This window comes from Streptococcus suis (genome assembly GCF_002964575.1).
GTDB lineage: Bacteria > Bacillota > Bacilli > Lactobacillales > Streptococcaceae > Streptococcus > Streptococcus suis_R.
Window position 1 is genome coordinate 26291 of sequence record NZ_POQQ01000021.1, and the last position, 19975, is coordinate 46265.

Genomic DNA, 19975 nt, shown 5'->3' on the forward strand with positions numbered 1-19975 from the left:
TCAAGTTGTTAAAGGAAATCTGAGATAGATTGGATAAGCAATAAGTAAACTTTTTAAATGTAAGGAGAAACAATGATCAATCGTTATTCCCGCCCTGAGATGGCGGCTATTTGGAGTGAAGAGAACAAGTACAAGGCTTGGTTGGAGGTGGAAATCCTTGCAGATGAGGCTTGGGCTGAGTTGGGTGAGATTCCCAAGGAAGATGTGGCCTTGATTCGTGAGAAGGCGACCTTTGACATCGACCGCATTTTAGAGATTGAAGAGGAGACCCGTCACGATGTGGTGGCTTTCACGCGTGCGGTTTCGGAAAGTCTTGGTGAGGAACGCAAGTGGGTCCACTATGGTCTGACCTCGACCGACGTGGTGGATACGGCTTACGGCTACCTCTACAAGCAGGCCAACGACATTATCCGTCGTGACCTTGAAAACTTTACCAATATCATCGCCGAAAAGGCGCGTGAGCATAAGTACACCATCATGATGGGGCGGACCCACGGTGTCCATGCGGAGCCAACGACCTTCGGTCTGAAATTGGCGACTTGGTATAGCGAAATGAAACGCAACATGGAGCGTTTTGATGTAGCAGCTAAGGGCGTTGAAGCTGGTAAAATTTCAGGTGCGGTTGGAAACTTTGCTAATATTCCGCCGTTTGTGGAAGAGTATGTTTGTGGCAAATTGGGCATTCGTCCGCAGGAAATTTCAACTCAGGTCCTTCCTCGTGACCTCCACGCAGAATATTTCTCAGCCCTAGCCTTGATCGCAACGTCTATCGAACGTATGGCGACAGAAATCCGTGGGCTACAAAAATCTGAACAACGTGAAGTCGAAGAGTATTTCGCCAAAGGCCAAAAGGGCAGCTCTGCTATGCCCCATAAACGCAACCCTATCGGCTCTGAAAACATGACCGGTCTGGCGCGTGTGGTGCGTGGTCACTTGGTGACGGCTTTTGAGAATGTGGCTCTCTGGCACGAACGCGATATTTCCCACTCGTCAGCGGAGCGGATTATCACGCCGGATACGACCATTCTTATCAACTATATGCTCAACCGTTTTGGTAATATTGTCAAGAACTTGACGGTCTTCCCTGAGAATATGAAACGCAATATGGAGTCAACTTTTGGCTTGATTTACAGCCAGCGTGTCATGCTCAGTTTGATTGAAAAAGGCATGACCCGTGAGGAAGCCTATGACTTGGTGCAACCAAAAACGGCACAGTCTTGGGATAACCAGGTGGACTTCAAGCCTCTTCTTGAAGCGGATGAGCGTGTGACAGCTAAACTCAGCCAGGAAGAAATCGATGAACTCTTCAACCCAGACTACTATGCTAAGCGGGTGGATGACATCTTTGCTCGACTTGGATTATAAAAAATCAAAATTCTTTGGATTTTCCAGAGAATTTTTTAGTTTCCCTTACGTTTGGCGCGCTATACTATATCCAAGCTAGAAATAGCAGAAAATCTTTTCACCTAAAGGTGTCCCTAGCTCTAAGTCGCAAGCGACAAGAGCTAGGTATCATATAATCTCCTGGAAATACTGGGCTCACTGAGTCTGGTATTTTCATTTTGTGCTATAATAGTCCCATGACTAGAATTTTAGATATGGAACAAATGCAGGACGAGGAATACGTTGAGCGTACCCTGCGTCCGCAGAAATTAAATGAATACATCGGTCAGGACAAGGTCAAGGACCAGCTGAAAATCTTTATCGAGGCAGCAAAACTCCGTGATGAAGCCTTGGACCATACGCTTCTTTTTGGTCCTCCGGGTTTGGGTAAGACCACCATGGCTTTCGTTATTGCCAACGAACTAGGTGTCAATATCAAGCAGACCAGTGGTCCTGTCATTGAAAAGGCAGGCGATTTGGTGGCCCTACTCAATGATTTGGAGCCTGGTGATGTCCTCTTTATCGATGAAATCCACCGTATGCCCATGGCGGTTGAGGAGATTCTCTACTCTGCTATGGAAGACTTTTACATCGACATCATGATTGGGGCTGGGGAGGCCAGTCGCTCTGTGCATCTGGAGTTACCACCGTTTACCCTGATTGGAGCAACCACTCGTGCTGGGATGCTGTCCAATCCCCTGCGGGCTCGTTTTGGTATCACCGGGCACATGGAGTATTACGAACTGACTGATTTGACGGAGATTGTCGAACGGACAGCGGACATCTTTGACATGGAGATTACCCATGAAGCAGCGATCGAGCTGGCTCGTCGTTCGCGTGGGACTCCTCGTATCGCCAACCGCCTGCTCAAGCGGGTGCGGGATTTTGCCCAGATTATGGGCGACGGCCTGATTGACGATAGCATTACGGACAAGGCTTTGACCATGCTGGACGTGGACCGTGAGGGGCTGGACTACGTGGATCAAAAGATTCTCCGTACCATGATTGAGATGTACGGTGGCGGTCCTGTCGGCCTCAACACCCTATCGGTCAATATCGCTGAAGAGCGTGAAACGGTGGAGGACATGTATGAGCCTTACCTGATTCAGCAGGGCTTCCTCATGCGGACACGGACGGGGCGGGTTGCGACAGCCAAGGCTTACGAGCACTTGGGTTATCCCTATACGGAAAAATAATGGCAGAGCAGATGAGACGAGTAGCTAGTTTATTTGGAGATTGGCCTGAGGCAATTATATGGACCTGTTTAGAAGGCAGAATGGGACAGATTCATGTTGATGACAGCCAGTCGCCCCAGTCAGCCTTAGCTCTCTATGGACGGCAGAGCTTCTTTGGTTTTTTGGCCGGAAAACCAAATGTAGACTTGCTAAAAATGTGTGAGGGAAAGGATATTATTTTAGTACCCCAAAACCAGGCCTGGTCAGACCTGATAGAAGGGACTTACGGAGACAGAATCCGGTCCTTTACCCGTTATGCTACGAAAAAAGATACTAGTTTTGACCTTGGGCATTTGCAGAAACTGATTGACGCCCTACCTGAAGAGTTTGACCTGAAAGTGATTGACCGTAATCTGTATGATGCCTGTCTGGTAGAAGACTGGTCACGCGATTTGGTTGGTAATTATGCTGATGTGGAGCAGTTTTTAGACTTGGGTCTAGGCTATGTCATCTTGCATAAGGAACGGGTGGTGTCAGGTGCCTCATCCTATGCCAGTTATTCAGGTGGGATTGAGATAGAGGTGGATACTAGGGAAGACTATCGAGGTTTGGGTTTGGCTAGAGCTTGTGCTGCTCAGTTAATCTTAGCTTGTTTAGACCGTAATCTCTATCCTAGCTGGGATGCCCATACTCTGACTTCCTTGAAACTGGCTGAAAAATTGGGTTACCAATTGGACAAGCCCTATCAAGCATATGAATGGAGATAAGATGACACCGACATTTATTTGGGATTTGGATGGAACCCTTTTGGATTCCTATGAAGCGATTTTGGCTGGAATTCAGGAAACCTATGAACAATATGATCTTCCTTTTGACCGCGAAGAAGTAAGAAATTTCATTCTTCGCTATTCTGTCAAGGATTTGCTGGTGCGTGATGCGGACAAGTACGGTCTGGATAGCGATGAACTTAATCGTGTGCGTGCGACTTCCTTGAAGGAGAAAAATACGCAGATTCCATTGATGGCTGGTGCGCGTGAAATTCTGGACTGGACAGCAGAGAAAGGAATTCAAAATTTCGTTTATACCCACAAGAGTGACAATGCTTTTCAGGTTTTGGAGGATTTGGGTGTCCGTCACCATTTCACAGAAATCTTGACCAGTGATTCTGGTTTTGCCCGCAAACCAAGTCCAGAAGCTCTGCTATTTCTCATCGAAAAATACGGACTGGACAAGGAAAAGACCTACTATATCGGTGACCGTCTGCTCGATGTGGAAACGGCTGTCAATGCAGGGATTCATAGCATCAACCTGCAAATTGATGGTGTGGAGCAGAATTGGAAGATTGAGAAGTTGGTGGATATAAAATCGTTGATAGATTAAAAACAGTATGGATTTTATGTAATTGATTTGATATAATTGGATTATCAAAGTATATTTGGAGGTGTTTTGTGAACGATAAGGAATTTGGACAACGTGTGCGCCAGCTACGAGAAACAGCCAGTCTGACGCGTGAACAGTTTTGCGATGATGAACTGGAACTCTCCGTCCGCCAATTAACCCGTATTGAAGCAGGTACTTCCAAGCCGACTTTTTCAAAAATCCAATATATCGCAACCCGCTTAGGTATGGGACTTTATGAACTTATGCCAGATTATGTGTCCCTACCCGAACGATATTCCAAACTGAAGTTTGATGTACTCCGCACACCGACTTATGGCAATGAGGAATTGATGGAAAAACGGGCAGATATGATGACAGAAATCTATGATGACTATTATGATGACTTGCCTGAAGAAGAGAAAATAGCGATAGATGCTATTCAATCTACAATTGATGTACTTGAAACGAGGACTGCAGAATTTGGTCAAGATATTCTAAATGACTATTTTGAGCAGATACAAAGAAAAAACCAATTTTCAGCCAATGATTTATTAATCATTCGACTATTTTTAATGAATTTAAGGATGGAAGTCAAACAGGATAATGACTTTCAACGCTTTTTAGAGTTGGTTGAAAAATTTCCAGGTCAAATAGAATTAGTTGAGTCTGGTGATTTATTTATTTTAAGGGATGTGATGCTGACGTCGATAGGGATTCTTGGCGAACATGAAGAATATGGCAAGATACCTCCGCTTTTTGATGCTCTAGACAGAATCATGGTTTCAACTCAAGATTTTCAAAAGAAACCCATTCTCAATCTGCTTAAGTGGAAATATGAGTTGTATGTGAACAATGATAGCGAGGAGGCTAGACGGTTTTATGAAGAAGCAGTTATGTTCGCAAAATTAATTGGCAATGAGCACCTAATTGATAAATTAGAAGAGGATTGGCAGATAGATAGGAAAACAGCAGAATATTCAGGTGGTGTGTAAGGCCTAGGTACTCATCCACGATTAACAGCGTTGAAAAACTTTGTTTTTTATAATATTTTAAAAAAGTATATTTGGAGGTGTTTTGTGAACGATAAGGAATTTGGACAACGTGTACGTCAACTGCGAGAAACTGCTAGTCTGACGCGTGAACAGTTTTGTGACGATGAACTGGAGCTCTCCGTCCGCCAATTAACCCGTATTGAAGCTGGTACCTCTAAGCCGACTTTTTCAAAGATTCAGTATATCGCAACCCGCTTAGGCATGGGGCTCTACGAGCTTATGCCTGATTATGTATCCTTACCAGAAAGATACTCTAAGCTGAAATTTGATGTCCTCCGTACACCGACTTATGGCAATGAGGAATTAATTGAAAAACGTGATGCTATCATGACGGAAATTTATGATGATTATTATGATGACTTGCCTGAGGAGGAGAAAATCGTTGTAGATACCCTGTGCTCTCTATTTGATGTATTGGATACAGATAGTCAGGAATACGGCAAAGAAATTCTTGATGATTATTTGCATCAAAGTTACCATCGTGCCAAACTGTCTATAAATGATTTAATGATTTTGCGGTTATTTGTCGAACACTGTGAGTTAGAAACTTTAGCTTCTGGAACCGCAAATTATACACTATTTATAGATCTGGTAGAGAAATTACCTCAAGCGACTTACGATGTGCATTCGGAATCCTTATTTATTGTTAGGGATTTATTGCTAGCTATTGTTCGTATTTTGTTTTCGAAGGAGTTGTATACTTATATTCCGGTTTATATAGAAACAATTGAGAATATTATGGAATTGTCACAAGATTTTCAGAAAAAACCAATTTTAAATCTGGTAAAATGGAAATATGAAGTAAAGGCACAAAATAATCGCGAAGGAGCCGAGAGATATTTTAATGAGGCTGTAACACTTGCTAGTTTATTGAATCAAGTTCATTTAAAAGAAAAACTTCAAATGGAATGGGAAAAAGATACCCAGAGTTAAATAAGTGACATTTTTGTCCTGTTGAGAACTTATAGTTTATTTTATACTAGGTTCATAAAACAAAAGGAGATTATGTTATGTTTCAATTTTTAAAATTTTTTGGTGGTTTTGGTCAATTTGGTGAAGATAATTGGTGGGTGAAGTAATAACGTTTATGTTCTTTCAAACAATATAGTAAAAAGCCAACATCCGTTTGGCTTTTTTGTTATACTAGACAGTATGTAGGAGGTGGCTATGTTAGAAAATTGGTTAAATACCAAACAAGGTCAGGTGTTTCATTACAAGATGGAGAAGATTGAGTATGCCCTAGAACTGCTAGGAAATCCCCAGTTTGCAGTGCCGGTCATTCATGTCGCTGGGACCAATGGCAAGGGATCGACCATTGCTTTTCTGCGCCAGCTATTTCAGGCACACGGCTTGCGTGTCGGTAGCTTCGTGTCACCCCACATGGTGAGCGTACACGACAGGATTTGTATCGACAGCCAGCCCATTTCTGACCATGATTTTCAGCACTACTTACAGAAAGTCTATGACTTGGAGCAGAAAGTCGCCGCTCGTTATGAGCCTTTTCGCTATTTTGAGGTCATGGTGCTCATCATGTTCCTCTATTTTCAAGACCAGCAGCCTCATGTGGGACTAGTAGAGGTCGGTATCGGAGGGCTTTTGGATACGACCAACGTCGTGGCACCAACCCTAAGCGTGATCACCTCCATCGGCATGGATCATCAGGATTTACTAGGCTCGACTTTAAGGGAAATAGCAGAGCAGAAAGCAGGGATTATCAAGGAAAGCGTGCTTGTCGTCCTAGGACCACTTTGTCCAGAAACCACAGCCATCTGTCGCCAAATTGCCATTGAAAAACAAGCGCCTGTCTACCAATTTGGTCAGGAATTCACCTATAAAGCAGGACAGTTCAGCAATGCGGACATTGATCTGTCAGAATTGGTTCTGGGTCTGGCTGGCCATCACCAAGAAGAGAATGCGGCAGTAGCTCTACAAACTTTTCTACTCTATATGACCAATATCCAAAAAGACATTCAACCTCAGTTGATTCAACAAGCCCTTGCCCTAACCAGCTGGCCTGGTCGTTTGGAATTGGTTGCTCAAGAGCCAACAATCTATTTGGACGGAGCCCATAACGTCCCAGCTATCGAACGCTTGATTGAATTTATTCAAGAACAAGAAGAGCTTGTTACTATCCTCTTTTCTGCTCTTCGACGCAAGGATTTTCAGGAAATGCTGGAATTATTGGAAGAAAAGTTACCACATACTCCTCTTGTATTGACCAGCTTTGCTTATGACGGTGCCTTGTCCGAGGAAAACCGTCAGGGACGAGATTATGTTGCGAACTACCAGCAGTTTATAGAAGATTGGCAATCTAGCGCGCAAGGTATTTTGATTATCACAGGCTCCCTCTACTTTATCTCAGAGGTTCGTCAGCTATTTAAAAAATAAAGTAACTTTTGCGAATAAATAGGTATGACACATGCAGAAACAGTAGCATTTTTAAAGGAATTTGAAAAAACCAAACGCCATACCTTCCGCCAACTAGAGCAGTTTGCAAAAATTTCCAGAACTCCCGATAGGAAATGACATCGGGAGGGCTTTTTGATATAATAAAAAAAGCACATCTAAGGAGGAGAACATGACAGAAGTAGATGCAGTTGCTCGCGAAGTATCTCATCAGCCTCGGCGCCGTAGAAGGGCAAGGCGCTCACAAGTTTATCAGTTAAACGAAGATTTTAAGGCCAGGATGCCCAAAACGAAGATTTGGCCAGCACTTATTTGGAGTATATTGCTAAGTATCATCAGTATTGCCAATCCCTTTCTGACTTTTTTGGCTACAAATGTACAGACACAAAATTTGTATGCAGGGATGGCTATGATGGCTGGTCAGAATCCCTATGGAGATTTCTTCGCAACAAATGGCGTTCTATATTACTTACTAGCCTGGCTAGGCCATATGGATGGAGGATTTATTGTATTTGGTTTTCTCCAAATGATTGCGCTGTTTATCGCAGGAATTTATTTTTATAAAATCATGGTCTATTTTAGTCAGTCAGAACGATTGGCGACCAGTTCAAGTCATTGGTTTTATTTGTTTATTGCTTCTTTAGGATTTGGCGGCTTGTATGCAGAAATCTTTGTACTCCCGTTTGTTTTGGGCAGTATTTGGTTCCTAGTCCGCTATTTTGCAAATGCTGTAGCTGATGAGGCTTTTATCCTTTATGGAATTGAGGCAGCACTAGCCTTTCTGATTTATCCAAAGAGTGTGCTTCTTTGGTTGATTGCTGGGCTGGTATTGTTTGTTTTTAACACACAGCATCGGCAAATGGCTCGTGGTTTCTATCAACTCTTAGCAAGTATTTTCGGACTTCTGTTCATCTTATATTCAGTTGGCTACTATGCTTTTGAAGCACAGATTCTAGGAACAGCTATCCAGCAGACTTTTCTTTACAATTTAGGCTTGGATTTCCAATATGCTGGTTTGTATGTGACACTGGCAGTTGTAGGTGGATTTTTGTTGCTATCTGGTTTTTTCAAGGGGCTTATCCAAACAGTATTTTCTTTTGGTCAAGGTCGACATAATCATATCAAGGTTTTGATGTCGCTTGTTTTTATCGTTCAGTTGGTATCTATTATCGGCACCTCCAATAGTCACTACAGTCAACTGCTCAGTCTTTTGCCTTACGGCTTTGTACTGACAGTCCTTCACTTAAGCGGTGATTCAGCAGTTGAAGAACGAGGCTATCTTCGTCATCAGTTTTTCTTGCCTCTGTTGATGATTTTTGGAATAGTGGCGCAACCAGCCTATACTTATTTTGTAGAGGGGGACTTGGTAGCGGACCGAGCGAGTATTGCTAGCTATGTGGAGCAAGAAACCAATGAAGATGATAAGATTTATGTTTGGGATGATAGCGCTAGTATCTATCTTGATAGCCAACGTCTGTCATCCGCAACTATTACCACAGCGGAGCCCTATCTGACTACGACTGACAATCAGAATAGCCTGGTTTATGACCTCAATAAAAATGAAGCAAGTTTGATCATTGTCAATAAGAATATCCCACTCTTAGACGATGTGAAAGCAAATGTAGAGCTACAGTATAAGTCTGTCAAAACTACTGACTATTTTACTGTCTATCAAAAGAATGAATGATTGCTTAGGCAGTCATTTTTTCATTGGCTTGGGAAAATGGGGAAGACTAGGATGTGTGGTATAATGGAACAATAAGTAAACAGGAAAAGAATGTCTAAAGAAATGTAGGAAAAAGTATGGCACAAATTATTGAATTACCAGAAATTTTAGCCAACCAGATTGCAGCAGGTGAGGTCATTGAACGTCCAGCCAGTGTGGTCAAGGAGTTGGTGGAGAATTCTATTGATGCAGGGGCTAGCCAGATTGAAATTCGTATCGAGGAAGCTGGGCTCAAATCCATTCAGATCACAGACAACGGCGAAGGCATTGCTCCTGACCAAGTGTCTTTGGCTTTACGTCGCCATGCGACCAGTAAGATCAAAAATCAGGCAGACCTTTTCCGCATTCGGACCTTGGGTTTTCGTGGTGAAGCCCTGCCCTCCATCGCCTCTGTCAGTCAAATGGTCATTGAAACGGCGACAGACCAGCACGCTCACGGTTTGCGTCTGGTTTCCAAGGGTGGTGTCGTTGAGTTAGAGGAGCCAATCAGTCGACCAGTCGGTACCCAGATGACCGTTTCGGACTTGTTTTACAATACCCCTGCTCGTCTCAAGTATGTCCGCAGTCAGCAAGCGGAGTTATCGCATATCGCAGACATCATCAACAGACTGAGCCTGGCCCATCCTGAAATTGCCTTTACTCTGGTCAACGAAGGGCGGGAATTGATGCGTACAGCAGGAACAGGCAAGCTCCGTCAAGCTATTTCAGGGATTTACGGGATTGCTTCTGCTAAAAAAATGGTGGAGATAGAAGCCGAAGACTTGGATTTTCACATTTCGGGTTATGTTTCCTTGCCCGAATTGACCCGTGCCAACCGCAACTACATTTCCATTTTCATCAATGGTCGCTACATCAAGAATTTTCTGCTCAACCGTGCTATTTTGGAGGGCTACGGTAGCAAGCTCATGGTAGGTCGTTTTCCGCTGGCTGTGATTTCTATTGAGATTGACCCCTATCTTGCCGATGTCAATGTCCATCCGACCAAGCAAGAAGTCCGTATTTCCAAGGAAAAGGAACTCATGACTCTAATTCGCGAGGCCATTATCAAGGCTCTCAAGGAACAGGACTTGATTCCTGACGCCCTTGAAAACCTAGCCCAGTCTAGCACCCGTCCACGTGTAAAGGTCAAAGCAGAGCAGGGAACCTTGCCTCTCAAGGAAAGCAATCTTTACTATGACACAGTCAAGCAGGATTTTTTCCTCAAACCGGAAGTGGTTGCAGAGGATATCAAGCCTTTGGAGGAAGACAAACAGGCTCCTCAAGAAGTGCCCGAGGAAAATGCGGTCAAGTCTGTTCAGTTTGCAGAACGCCAATCAGGTGAAAGTGCAGACCCAGAACATCCTAACTTAAGTGCTAAAGAGTTGACCAAATTAGCAGACAAACTGGACCAAGAAGAAACTTCAACCTTCCCAGAGCTAGAATATTTTGGTCAGATGCACGGGACTTACTTGTTTGCACAAGGGAAAACAGGACTCTATATTATTGACCAGCACGCCGCACAGGAGCGTGTCAAATATGAATACTACCGTGAGAAAATTGGTCAGGTAGATAACTCTGCCCAGCAACTCTTGGTGCCTTACATCTTTGAATTTCCTCAAAATGATGCCCTCAACCTCGCACATAAGATGGATGCCCTCCGTCAAGTTGGTGTCAACTTGGAAGAGTATGGTGTCAACCAATTCATCTTGCGTGAACATCCTATTTGGATGAAGGAAGAGGAGATTGAGTCTGGCATTTATGAGATGTGCGATATGCTACTCTTGACCGACCAGGTGTCCATCAAGCAGTATCGGGCAGAATTGGCCATCATGATGTCTTGTAAACGGTCAATCAAGGCCAACCATGCTTTGGATGATTATTCGGCGCGTGATTTACTACGGCAATTAGCGCATTGTCAAAATCCTTATAACTGCCCGCACGGTCGCCCAGTCTTAGTGCATTTTAGCAAATCGGATATGGAAAAAATGTTCCGTCGCATTCAGGAAAATCATACAAGTTTGCGTGAATTGGGCAAGTATTAAGGATTTTAACACCCATGTAAAAGCATTTGAACTAGCTATTTTTACCGCCAACTTGTAAAGTAAAGGAGGAAACATGACTCATCTTGGACAGCTTATTCACATGGAGCGAACAAAACGACAGGAATCTCAAGAAACCTTGGCAAAAGCAATCGGAGTGTCACGGCAAACAGTCTTAAACTGGGAAAAAGGTCGCACCTTACCTGATAGTGCCAGTCTAGTCAGCATTGCCCAACGTTATCACCTATCTTTTGACCAGTTAATTGGCTTACAAGTCAAGGCTAAGGAAAGGCGAGTCTGGATAAATTACTTGATTCTCCTAATCCTATTCAGTCTTGGTATATTTGTTGGTGGTAATGCCATGTTCTTGCTTCCAGTCCTCATCGTTTTTCTTCTCATCGTTTTCCTTATCCAAGAATTCATGTTGACCAAATCTTTATAAAGCGAGGTCATTGTATGGTCCGAAAGGATAGACTATTTATTGCATTTATTGTTCTTGGCATACTCCATCTGCTAGTCAAGCTTCACCGCTATTTAGGATTTAGTCCGACTTATAGTCTTTACTACCAACTTGCTAGTTATGTCTTGCTATTTGCACTTGGCATATACTACTATAAAGAGCTTCTTTGGACTGATTTTGGAAAAATGCGGAGCTGGAAACTGCTTTATCAATTCCCCTTGTTTTATCTCGCAGACTTTTTGGTCATGTATGGCGGAAGCTTTTTCCAATACATGCTAATGAAATCACTTCATATCTCAGAAGGTATAGGTAACGTTACAGCAGTTGACAAGATCAACCAAATCGTCCCACTTCCAATCTTTTTGCTAATAGTGGGCATCATTGGTCCGATTGTTGAAGAACTTTTTTATCGGAAATTTTTACAGGATAGTCTGAAAAATATTTTGAATCCATGGTTGGCTATTGTCTTGCAAGGTCTCGTTTTTGGATTAGGACATGCTAGATCTCTGGACAGTTCAGAAATTATCAGTACAATTCCTCAGATTTGTTCAGGTATTTACTTGGGCTATCTCTATCAGAGAACAGATAATCTTTTCTACCCAATGTTCGTTCATTGCTTAGGTAACCTATCCATCGGATATTGAAACCCAGCTTCGCTATCAATAGCGAGGCTTTTTATGGTACAATAAAGGGAATTAATGGATAGATAGAGGAAAATATGTACGACTATATCAAAGGAATGTTAACCAAAATCACTGCAAAATACATTGTAGTAGAAACGTATGGAGTTGGTTATCTTTTACAGGTAGCCAATCCCTACGCTTATTCTGGGCAGGTCCAGCAAGAAGTGACGGTCTATACCCATCAGGTGATCCGAGAAGATGCTCACTTGCTCTACGGATTTATGACAGAAGCTGAAAAATCTGTTTTTCTCAGCCTGATTTCAGTATCAGGTATTGGTCCGACAACGGCTCTAGCAATTATCGCTGTTGATGACAACGACGGTTTGGTGCGGGCTATTGAGCAGAAGAATATCACCTATCTAACCAAGTTTCCAAAGATTGGCAAGAAAACAGCCCAGCAGATGATTTTGGACCTGGAAGGCAAGTTTGTCATGAGCGAAGAAGCGGGTCCTGTTCAACCAGTAGCACCTGCCAGTGAGAATGTCGCCCTCGATGAAGCTATGGAGGCCATGGAGGCCCTTGGTTACCGACCAGCCGAACTCAAGAAAATCAAGAAATTCTTTGAAGGTACCAACGATACCGCAGAAAACTACATTAAGTCAGCCCTTAAAATGTTGATGAAGTGAGGATAGTGATGAGATTAAATTTGATACATGCTGGGACTAGCCATATACCAAATTATCCTTTGTCAGGGAAAGAATTTTCTATTGATTATCACTATATGCCTCATGAAGAGGTTGTCGTCATAGGACGCATAGACCCCAATTACCACTTTTTTGAAGCTCGAGCATCTTTGAAAGACACGGAAAAAATATCGTCCATCTATAAGGCCTTGATGGCGGATCAACAGGACTATGTTCGCCTTGGGACACTCCATCATCTCGGCTATACCTATTCTGGTCGTCTGACTGCTTCTCTAATACCGAATTATGTCGGTTATTGGGATACATACACGGGTCTGCAAATTAAACAGAAAGATGAACATTCTGGCGGACATTTTGCTTATTTTTTACAAAGACACTATCGTGAACAAGTGAGAAAGGCGGAGCTACGCGATAGGAGTGGTTCATATGTATCAATCCTGGAAAATTATCAAGCCTATCTAAAAACAGTTGATTATATGGCCTATGAGGGTAAGGTAGAACCTCTGAGGCAGATATTGGAGCAAGAGGCTTATGTACTTCTGTCTCAAAATGAAGAGCTCGTTCAAGCTTATAAAGCTTGTCTAGATTTGATAGGAATGCTCTATAATGCTTATCAGACTGCCATTCGTTAATGCTAGAAAGGGAAAATATGAACCGCTGTTCTTGGGTTAATCTTAATAACCATCTTTATATAGCTTATCATGATGAAGAATGGGGCAAGCCACTTCACGATGAGCAGGCTCTGTTTGAGTTGCTCTGCTTGGAGTCCTACCAAGCAGGACTCTCCTGGGAAATTGTCCTCAACAAACGCCATGCTTTTCGCTCTGCTTTTTTCAACTATGATATTCAAAGGGTTGCTACTATGACAGATAGCGAGTTAGACGGTCTTCTTGCCAATCCCAACATCATTCGTCACAAGGCAAAGCTGTACGCTACCCGTGCCAATGCTCAGGCCTTTCTTCGAGTACAAGAGGAATTCGGAACTTTTGATCACTATCTCTGGTCTTGGGTTAACTTTACATCGCTTGCTAACCCTGTCAAGTCCTTCCGAGAATTGCCAACCAAGAATGAGCTATCCGAACGCTTGTCCAAAGATTTGAAAAAGCGAGGTTTCAAATTCGTCGGTCCTGTATGTGTTTATTCCTATTTACAGGCGGCGGGTCTTTTAAATGAACACGAAGAATCTTGTGATTTTTGAAATCCCTTACGAACTAATTAGATGAGCGAGCAATCGCACCTTGGACAGAGGAGGAATATGAAAACAGAACTAATCGCCGTTGGAACGGAAATCCTGACAGGTCAAATCGTCAATACCAACGCCCAGTTTCTTTCGGAGAAATGTGCAGAGCTGGGAATTGATGTTTATTTCCACACAGCTGTTGGTGACAATGAACAGAGGCTTTTGTCTGTACTGGAGATAGCCAGCAAACGCAGTGATGTGGTTATCTTGTGTGGAGGTTTAGGTCCAACGGAAGATGATTTGACCAAGCAGACCCTGGCGACTTTCTTAGGTAGAAAATTGGTCTTTGATGATGAAGCTATGGCAAAATTAGACCGTTTCTTTGCCAGTCGTCCAGGTCGTGTCCGTACACCAAATAATGAACGTCAGGCACAGATTGTTGAAGGTAGCCTCGCCTTACAGAACCCAGCTGGTTTAGCTGTTGGTGGTATGATTGAGCAAGAGGGTGTAACCTATGTAGTATTGCCTGGTCCGCCAAGCGAACTCAAGGCTATGTTTACAGAAAGTTTACAGCCCTTGCTTCATCAGTCAGGTCAACAACTCTACTCTCGTGTTCTACGTTTTTTTGGAATAGGTGAAAGCCAGTTGGTGACTGTTTTGGCGGATTTGATCGACAATCAAACAGACCCAACTCTTGCACCCTATGCTAAGGTTGGAGAGGTGACCCTGCGATTGTCCACCAAGGCGACCAGCCGGGAGGAAGCAGACTTACGTTTGGATCAATTAGAAGAAGAAATCTTGCAACGGGACAAACTGGCAGACTATTTCTATGCCTACGGCGAGGACAATAGCTTGGTCAAAACGGTAGCGACTGGTTTGGTGGAGAAAAAACAAGCCATCGCCATCGTCGAGCAGGGAACAGGTGGACTTTTGCAGTCAGAAGTCAGTTTGGCTTTGGCTGGGCAACCTTATTTTAGCGGTGGAAAAGTCATCGGTCAGTTAGGTACAGAATCGGGCAGGTGCTGGGAAGAAGCTGATGGTATTCGAGAGGAGCTACAGGCTGATTTGGGGCTGGCTGTGTCGGTACTTATCAAGCCTGAGTCGACAGAGGATAACGTCCTTGCAAAAGTATATCTGGCTTTGGCTGACACCTCTGGCATTTCCAAAAAAGAGGTTGATTTGGGTGGTTATTCATGGCAACACATCCGTCAGTTAGCTTGCTTACAGGCTTTAGATTTTGTACGAAACACTTTGTGAAATAGCAGATATTTGCTATAATAGTTTGATTAAGAAAAGAGGAGAACAGCATTGGCTAAAAAACCTGCGAAAAAATTAGAAGAAATTACAAAGAAATTTGGTGATGAGCGTAAAAAGGCGCTTGACGATGCCCTCAAAGCCATTGAAAAAGATTTTGGTAAGGGTGCAGTAATGCGCTTGGGAGAGCGTGCGGAACAGAAGGTTCAGGTTATGAGTTCGGGTAGCTTGTCTATTGATATCGCCTTAGGTGCAGGCGGCTATCCTAAAGGGCGTATTGTGGAAATCTATGGTCCTGAAAGTTCGGGTAAGACAACCGTTGCCCTACACGCAGTGGCTCAAGCTCAAAAAGATGGTGGTATTGCTGCCTTTATCGATGCGGAACATGCCTTGGATCCAGCCTATGCAGCAGCTCTTGGTGTCAATATTGATGAGTTGCTCTTGTCGCAGCCAGACTCAGGGGAACAAGGTCTTGAAATCGCTGGTAAGTTGATTGACTCTGGCGCTGTTGATCTGGTTGTTGTTGACTCGGTTGCAGCCCTTGTACCACGTGCAGAAATCGATGGCGATATCGGTGATAGCCACGTTGGTCTACAGGCACGTATGATGAGCCAGGCCATGCGTAAACTCGGTGCATCTATTAACAAAACCAAGACAGTAGCTATTTTCATTAACCAGTTGCGTGAAAAAGTTGGTGTTATGTTTGGTAACCCAGAAACAACACCTGGAGGACGTGCTCTCAAATTCTACGCTTCTGTTCGTATGGATGTCCGTGGAAATACGCAAATCAAGGGGACTGGTGACCAAAAAGATCAAAACGTCGGTAAGGAAACCAAGGTCAAGATCGTCAAGAACAAGGTGGCTCCTCCCTTTAAAGAAGCTGTTGTTGAAATCATGTACGGTGAAGGCATTTCTCGCACAGGGGAATTGATTGAAATCGGAACCGATCTTGGTTTTATCAAAAAAGCAGGTGCATGGTACTCCTATAATGGAGAAAAAATCGGACAAGGTTCTGAGAATGCTAAGAAGTATCTTGTTGAACATCCAGAAGTCTTTGAAGAAATTGACCGCAAGATTCGTGTTCATTATGGCTTGATCGAAGGTGAGGAAACCCCGGAAGTCGTGACAGAAGAAGCTCCTGTTGCAACCGAAGAAGTTCAAGATGTGATTTTGGACCTAGATGGTGGTATCGAATTAGAAGAATAAAAGCGAAAAAGTTTGGGGAGACCAAACTTTTTTCTTACCAAAACCCGAATTTTCCCCCAAAAATTTAAAGTTTTTTTAAAAATAGGTCTACAGACGGATGGAATATGTGGTATAATAGACTATAATGTGCTTAGTAAGATGTAGCAAAGGAGTGACTACATGATTAAAATTTATACAGTATCTAGTTGTACTTCTTGTAAGAAAGCAAAGAACTGGTTGAATGCCCACCAATTATCCTACAATGAACATAATCTGGCTAAAGAGGCAATCACCAAGGAAGAAATTTTAAACATCCTGACCAAGACGGAAAATGGTATTGCGAGCATTGTATCGTCAAAAAATCGCTATGCAAAAAGTTTGGACTTCGATATAGAAGATTTGAGTGTCAACGAAGTGATTGACTTGATTACTTCTAACCCACGTATTTTGAAAAGTCCAATTCTGATTGATGAGAAGCGCTTGCAGGTGGGATATAAGGAAGATGACATTCGTGCCTTCTTACCACGAGCGGTTCGTAATGTAGAGAATGCCCAAGCTCGTATGCGAGCAGCCTTATAAGAGTGAGGAGAACTCTGTTTCAGGGTTCTTTTTACACTTTCTTTGTGCTTGCTCTGGAAATATGATATAATGAAAATGAATAAAAATTGAAAGAAGGTGTAAGTATGGGATTCACAGAAGAAACAGTTCGTTTTCGTCTTGATGACACAGATAAACAAGAAATCAGCCAAACCTTGACTAGTGTTTATCGTTCATTGGAGGAAAAAGGTTATAATCCAATCAACCAAATCATTGGCTATGTATTAAGTGGGGACCCTGCTTATATTCCTCGCTACAATGACGCCCGCAATCAAATTCGTAAACACGAACGCGATGAAATCATTGAAGAATTGGTGCGCTATTACCTGAAAGGAAATGGGATTGACCTCTAATGAGAATAATGGGATTAGACGTCGGTTCTAAGACAGTTGGTGTAGCCATTTCAGATCCTTTGGGCTTCACGGCTCAAGGCTTGGAAATCATCCAAATCGATGAGGAAAAGGGTGAATTTGGTTTTCAACGTTTAACCGAGCTGGTTGAACAATATAAGGTTGATAAATTTGTTGTCGGCTTGCCAAAGAATATGAATAATACTAGCGGACCCCGTGTGGAAGCTAGTCAAGCCTATGGTAATTTATTGATAGAACGTTATAACCTACCAGTTGATTACCAGGATGAACGTTTGACAACTGTTGCTGCGGAGCGTATGCTGATTGAACAGGCAGATATTAGCCGCGGAAAACGTAAGAAAGTTATTGATAAATTGGCTGCCCAGCTGATTTTACAAAATTATTTAGATAGAACATTTTAAAGGAGATACTAATGGCACATCATCATGACCATGAACACGACCACAATCACGACGAACGTGAATTGATTACTTTGGTAGACGACCAAGGAAACGAAACGCTTTTTGAAATCTTGTTGACCATTGACGGTCAAGAAGAGTTTGGTAAAAACTACGTCCTCTTAATCCCTGCAAGTGCAGAAGAAGATGAGAACGGAGAAGTTGAAATCCAAGCCTACTCATACATTGAAAATGAGAACGGCACAGAAGGCGACCTCCAACCAATCCCAGAAGACGCAACGGCAGAATGGGATATGATTGAAGAAGTCTTCAACAGCTTTATGGAGGAATAAAAAGGTCCAGTGGACCTTTTTATCTTTGTCTGGGGGAGTGAAACAGTCTGGGGATAGACTGTTTCAGCCCGAGCCGAGAATTAGGATAGCGAGGTAACAGTCTGGGGATAGACTGTTTCAGCCCGAGCCGAGAATTAGGATAGCGAGGTAACAGTCTGGGGATAGACTGTTTCAGCCCGAGCCGAGAAACAGAATGCGAAGTCGAAACGTCAGTCTCAAAAAAGATTATGATCTAGTTTTTATATAAATCATAAGGTAAAGTCGTTAGAATGGGATATCTAACGATTTTTTCATCTGTAAAGGAGTATAATAGTAAGTGAAGGGAGAAAATGGCGATAATTTCCGCCTGAATATTTCAAATGCCGTATCATAAAATAGAAGAGTTAGAAAAATATTTATTAGAAGACCCTGATTTAGTTAGAATTTTGGGAATCGTGAGGGATTTAGGTTTAACTGATTCATGGCTTTGCGCAGGAACAATTCGAAATTTCATTTGGAATCGATACTGTTTTGATAAGAATACGGATGTTGACATTGTTTTCTTTGATGAAAGCATAACCTATGAAGAGACACTAGAGTTAGAAACTAAGTTGCGCCAAATGTATCCAAATTATCAATGGGAGTTGAAAAATCAGACACTCATGCACATTCATAGCCCGGACAGCCTTCCTTATCAATCGTCACAAGATGCAATAGAAAAATTTCCTGAAAAGTGTACCGCAATTGGTGTTCGTCAGACAGAGAAAGGGGCTATAGAACTATTTGCCCCTTATGGATTAGATGACATTTATAATTATATAGTACGACCAACTCCTCATTTTCTGGCCAATTCTAAACGTATGGACATATATAAGAAACGAATGAAAAAGAAAAATTGGAAAAAACAATGGCCTGCAATAACCATAAAATGCGAAGAATAAAACAAAATAAAATCCGATAGACAAAAATGTCCTGTAGAAAAACAATCCTTTTCGATAGAATGAAACCATCAACCAAAGGAGATAAGATGATGGAATTTGAAAAAATCTATGATAGCGTAAAAGGGATTGTCAACAAGGCTCGAAAAGAGTTTTACATCAAGCTGTGGGACAGAGATGATTGGGAACAGGAAGGTATGATCACCTTGTTCGAACTATTGGACGATCAACCATGGTTAATTGGGGAAAGAGCCCAGTTGTATTGTTACTTCAAGGTCAAATTCCGAAATCGGATTAAGGACCGTGTTCGTAAACAGGAAAGTCAAAAGCGCAAGTTTGACCGCATGCCTCATGAGGACATTCACAACCTATCTCATATGATCCAATCACCTGGTCTGGTTAATGATGAATTGTTGATGTTGAGAAGTGCCTTGAGAGATTATCGGAAAAATTTATCTACGGACCAATTGGAAAATTATGAAAAATTGATAAGTGGGCAATGCTTCAATGGTCGACGTGAAATGATACGTGACCTGCAAATACATTTAAAAGATTTTCGCTAAAAATCTTCCATATAAAAAGAGTAGTAGATAAAAATCATGAAACAAGTTTGTACTGACCCCAAAAACAAAAAGTTAGACAAAAAATATTAGTGAAAGGATTTAGTTCTGTACTGAACGAGGCTGGGCAAAAACTAGCTTCTCACATATAAAAAAACGAGCAATTCCAATTAGGATTTGCTCGTTTTCCATTTCATGCTTTATAATTATAATAACGACAAAACAACTAGAAAGGCATGAAAATGTATAAACAG

Annotated in this window: 22 protein-coding genes; all 22 read left to right on the forward strand. The window is 42.5% G+C overall.

The genetic code is table 11. The features are described 5' to 3' along the window. The first annotated feature begins 72 nt into the window (after window positions 1–72). The 22 genes from purB (at window position 73) to C1E58_RS01410 (ending at window position 19724) form a co-directional block, all read left to right on the forward strand. Complete coding sequence (purB, locus tag C1E58_RS01300; RefSeq protein ID WP_105209070.1) at window positions 73–1365, forward strand: adenylosuccinate lyase; 1293 nt, start codon at window positions 73–75, stop codon at window positions 1363–1365. Window positions 1366–1580: 215 nt separating this feature from the next. Next, entirely contained in the window at window positions 1581–2579 is a 999-nt protein-coding gene (gene ruvB / locus C1E58_RS01305; protein WP_105209071.1) for a Holliday junction branch migration DNA helicase RuvB, read from the forward strand. Beyond that, entirely contained in the window at window positions 2579–3325 is a 747-nt protein-coding gene (locus C1E58_RS01310) for a GNAT family N-acetyltransferase (RefSeq protein WP_105209072.1), read from the forward strand. Before ruvB ends, C1E58_RS01310 begins: the two co-directional genes overlap by 1 nt. A 1-nt stretch (window position 3326) precedes the next feature. Then, window positions 3327–3938: an HAD-IA family hydrolase gene (locus C1E58_RS01315; RefSeq protein WP_105209073.1), complete on the forward strand. Its 612-nt coding sequence runs from the start codon at window positions 3327–3329 to the stop codon at window positions 3936–3938. Between the two features lie 68 nt (window positions 3939–4006). Further along, window positions 4007–4930, forward strand: coding sequence for a helix-turn-helix domain-containing protein (locus tag C1E58_RS01320; RefSeq protein ID WP_105209074.1), 924 nt, complete (start codon window positions 4007–4009; stop codon window positions 4928–4930). A gap of 84 nt (window positions 4931–5014) precedes the next feature. Continuing rightward, the gene (locus C1E58_RS01325) at window positions 5015–5923 is read left to right on the forward strand and encodes a helix-turn-helix domain-containing protein (protein WP_105209075.1); all 909 of its coding nucleotides are present in this window, start codon (window positions 5015–5017) and stop codon (window positions 5921–5923) included. 234 nt (window positions 5924–6157) lie between these two features. Then, window positions 6158–7378, forward strand: a complete 1221-nt coding sequence (locus C1E58_RS01330) for a bifunctional folylpolyglutamate synthase/dihydrofolate synthase (protein WP_105209076.1) — start codon at window positions 6158–6160, stop codon at window positions 7376–7378. A 190-nt stretch (window positions 7379–7568) separates the two neighbouring features. Continuing rightward, on the forward strand, window positions 7569–9083 hold the full coding sequence (locus tag C1E58_RS01340; RefSeq protein ID WP_105209077.1) for a quinol oxidase: 1515 nt from the start codon (window positions 7569–7571) through the stop codon (window positions 9081–9083). Window positions 9084–9199: 116 nt separating this feature from the next. Further along, window positions 9200–11143, forward strand: coding sequence for a DNA mismatch repair endonuclease MutL (gene mutL / locus C1E58_RS01345; protein WP_105209078.1), 1944 nt, complete (start codon window positions 9200–9202; stop codon window positions 11141–11143). Window positions 11144–11216: 73 nt separating this feature from the next. Then, window positions 11217–11582: a helix-turn-helix domain-containing protein gene (locus C1E58_RS01350; protein WP_105209079.1), complete on the forward strand. Its 366-nt coding sequence runs from the start codon at window positions 11217–11219 to the stop codon at window positions 11580–11582. A gap of 14 nt (window positions 11583–11596) precedes the next feature. Further along, complete coding sequence (locus C1E58_RS01355; RefSeq protein WP_105209080.1) at window positions 11597–12244, forward strand: CPBP family intramembrane glutamic endopeptidase; 648 nt, start codon at window positions 11597–11599, stop codon at window positions 12242–12244. Window positions 12245–12318: 74 nt separating this feature from the next. Continuing rightward, complete coding sequence (ruvA, locus tag C1E58_RS01360) at window positions 12319–12909, forward strand: Holliday junction branch migration protein RuvA (RefSeq protein ID WP_105209081.1); 591 nt, start codon at window positions 12319–12321, stop codon at window positions 12907–12909. A 5-nt stretch (window positions 12910–12914) separates the two neighbouring features. Beyond that, window positions 12915–13559, forward strand: a complete 645-nt coding sequence (locus C1E58_RS01365; protein WP_153055808.1) for a hypothetical protein — start codon at window positions 12915–12917, stop codon at window positions 13557–13559. A gap of 17 nt (window positions 13560–13576) precedes the next feature. Beyond that, window positions 13577–14125, forward strand: coding sequence for a DNA-3-methyladenine glycosylase I (locus C1E58_RS01370; RefSeq protein ID WP_105209086.1), 549 nt, complete (start codon window positions 13577–13579; stop codon window positions 14123–14125). Window positions 14126–14182: 57 nt separating this feature from the next. Then, a complete protein-coding gene (locus C1E58_RS01375) occupies window positions 14183–15364 on the forward strand; it encodes a competence/damage-inducible protein A (protein WP_105209083.1) in 1182 nt (393 codons plus the stop codon). A 51-nt stretch (window positions 15365–15415) separates the two neighbouring features. Next, window positions 15416–16567 carry a recombinase RecA gene (gene recA, locus C1E58_RS01380; RefSeq protein ID WP_105209084.1) on the forward strand — a complete coding sequence of 384 codons (1152 nt, stop codon included), beginning with the start codon at window positions 15416–15418 and terminating at the stop codon, window positions 16565–16567. 159 nt (window positions 16568–16726) lie between these two features. Beyond that, window positions 16727–17125, forward strand: a complete 399-nt coding sequence (gene spx, locus C1E58_RS01385) for a transcriptional regulator Spx (RefSeq protein WP_029177692.1) — start codon at window positions 16727–16729, stop codon at window positions 17123–17125. Window positions 17126–17229: 104 nt separating this feature from the next. Then, window positions 17230–17496, forward strand: a complete 267-nt coding sequence (locus C1E58_RS01390) for an IreB family regulatory phosphoprotein (RefSeq protein WP_029177693.1) — start codon at window positions 17230–17232, stop codon at window positions 17494–17496. Next, window positions 17496–17915, forward strand: coding sequence for a Holliday junction resolvase RuvX (gene ruvX / locus C1E58_RS01395; protein ID WP_105125512.1), 420 nt, complete (start codon window positions 17496–17498; stop codon window positions 17913–17915). Before C1E58_RS01390 ends, ruvX begins: the two co-directional genes overlap by 1 nt. Before the next feature lie 11 nt (window positions 17916–17926). Continuing rightward, the gene (locus C1E58_RS01400) at window positions 17927–18244 is read left to right on the forward strand and encodes a DUF1292 domain-containing protein (protein ID WP_004195480.1); all 318 of its coding nucleotides are present in this window, start codon (window positions 17927–17929) and stop codon (window positions 18242–18244) included. 359 nt (window positions 18245–18603) lie between these two features. Continuing rightward, complete coding sequence (locus C1E58_RS01405) at window positions 18604–19164, forward strand: nucleotidyltransferase family protein (RefSeq protein ID WP_105209085.1); 561 nt, start codon at window positions 18604–18606, stop codon at window positions 19162–19164. Between the two features lie 89 nt (window positions 19165–19253). After that, a complete protein-coding gene (locus tag C1E58_RS01410) occupies window positions 19254–19724 on the forward strand; it encodes a sigma-70 family RNA polymerase sigma factor (protein ID WP_105209087.1) in 471 nt (156 codons plus the stop codon). Window positions 19725–19975 lie beyond the last annotated feature (251 nt).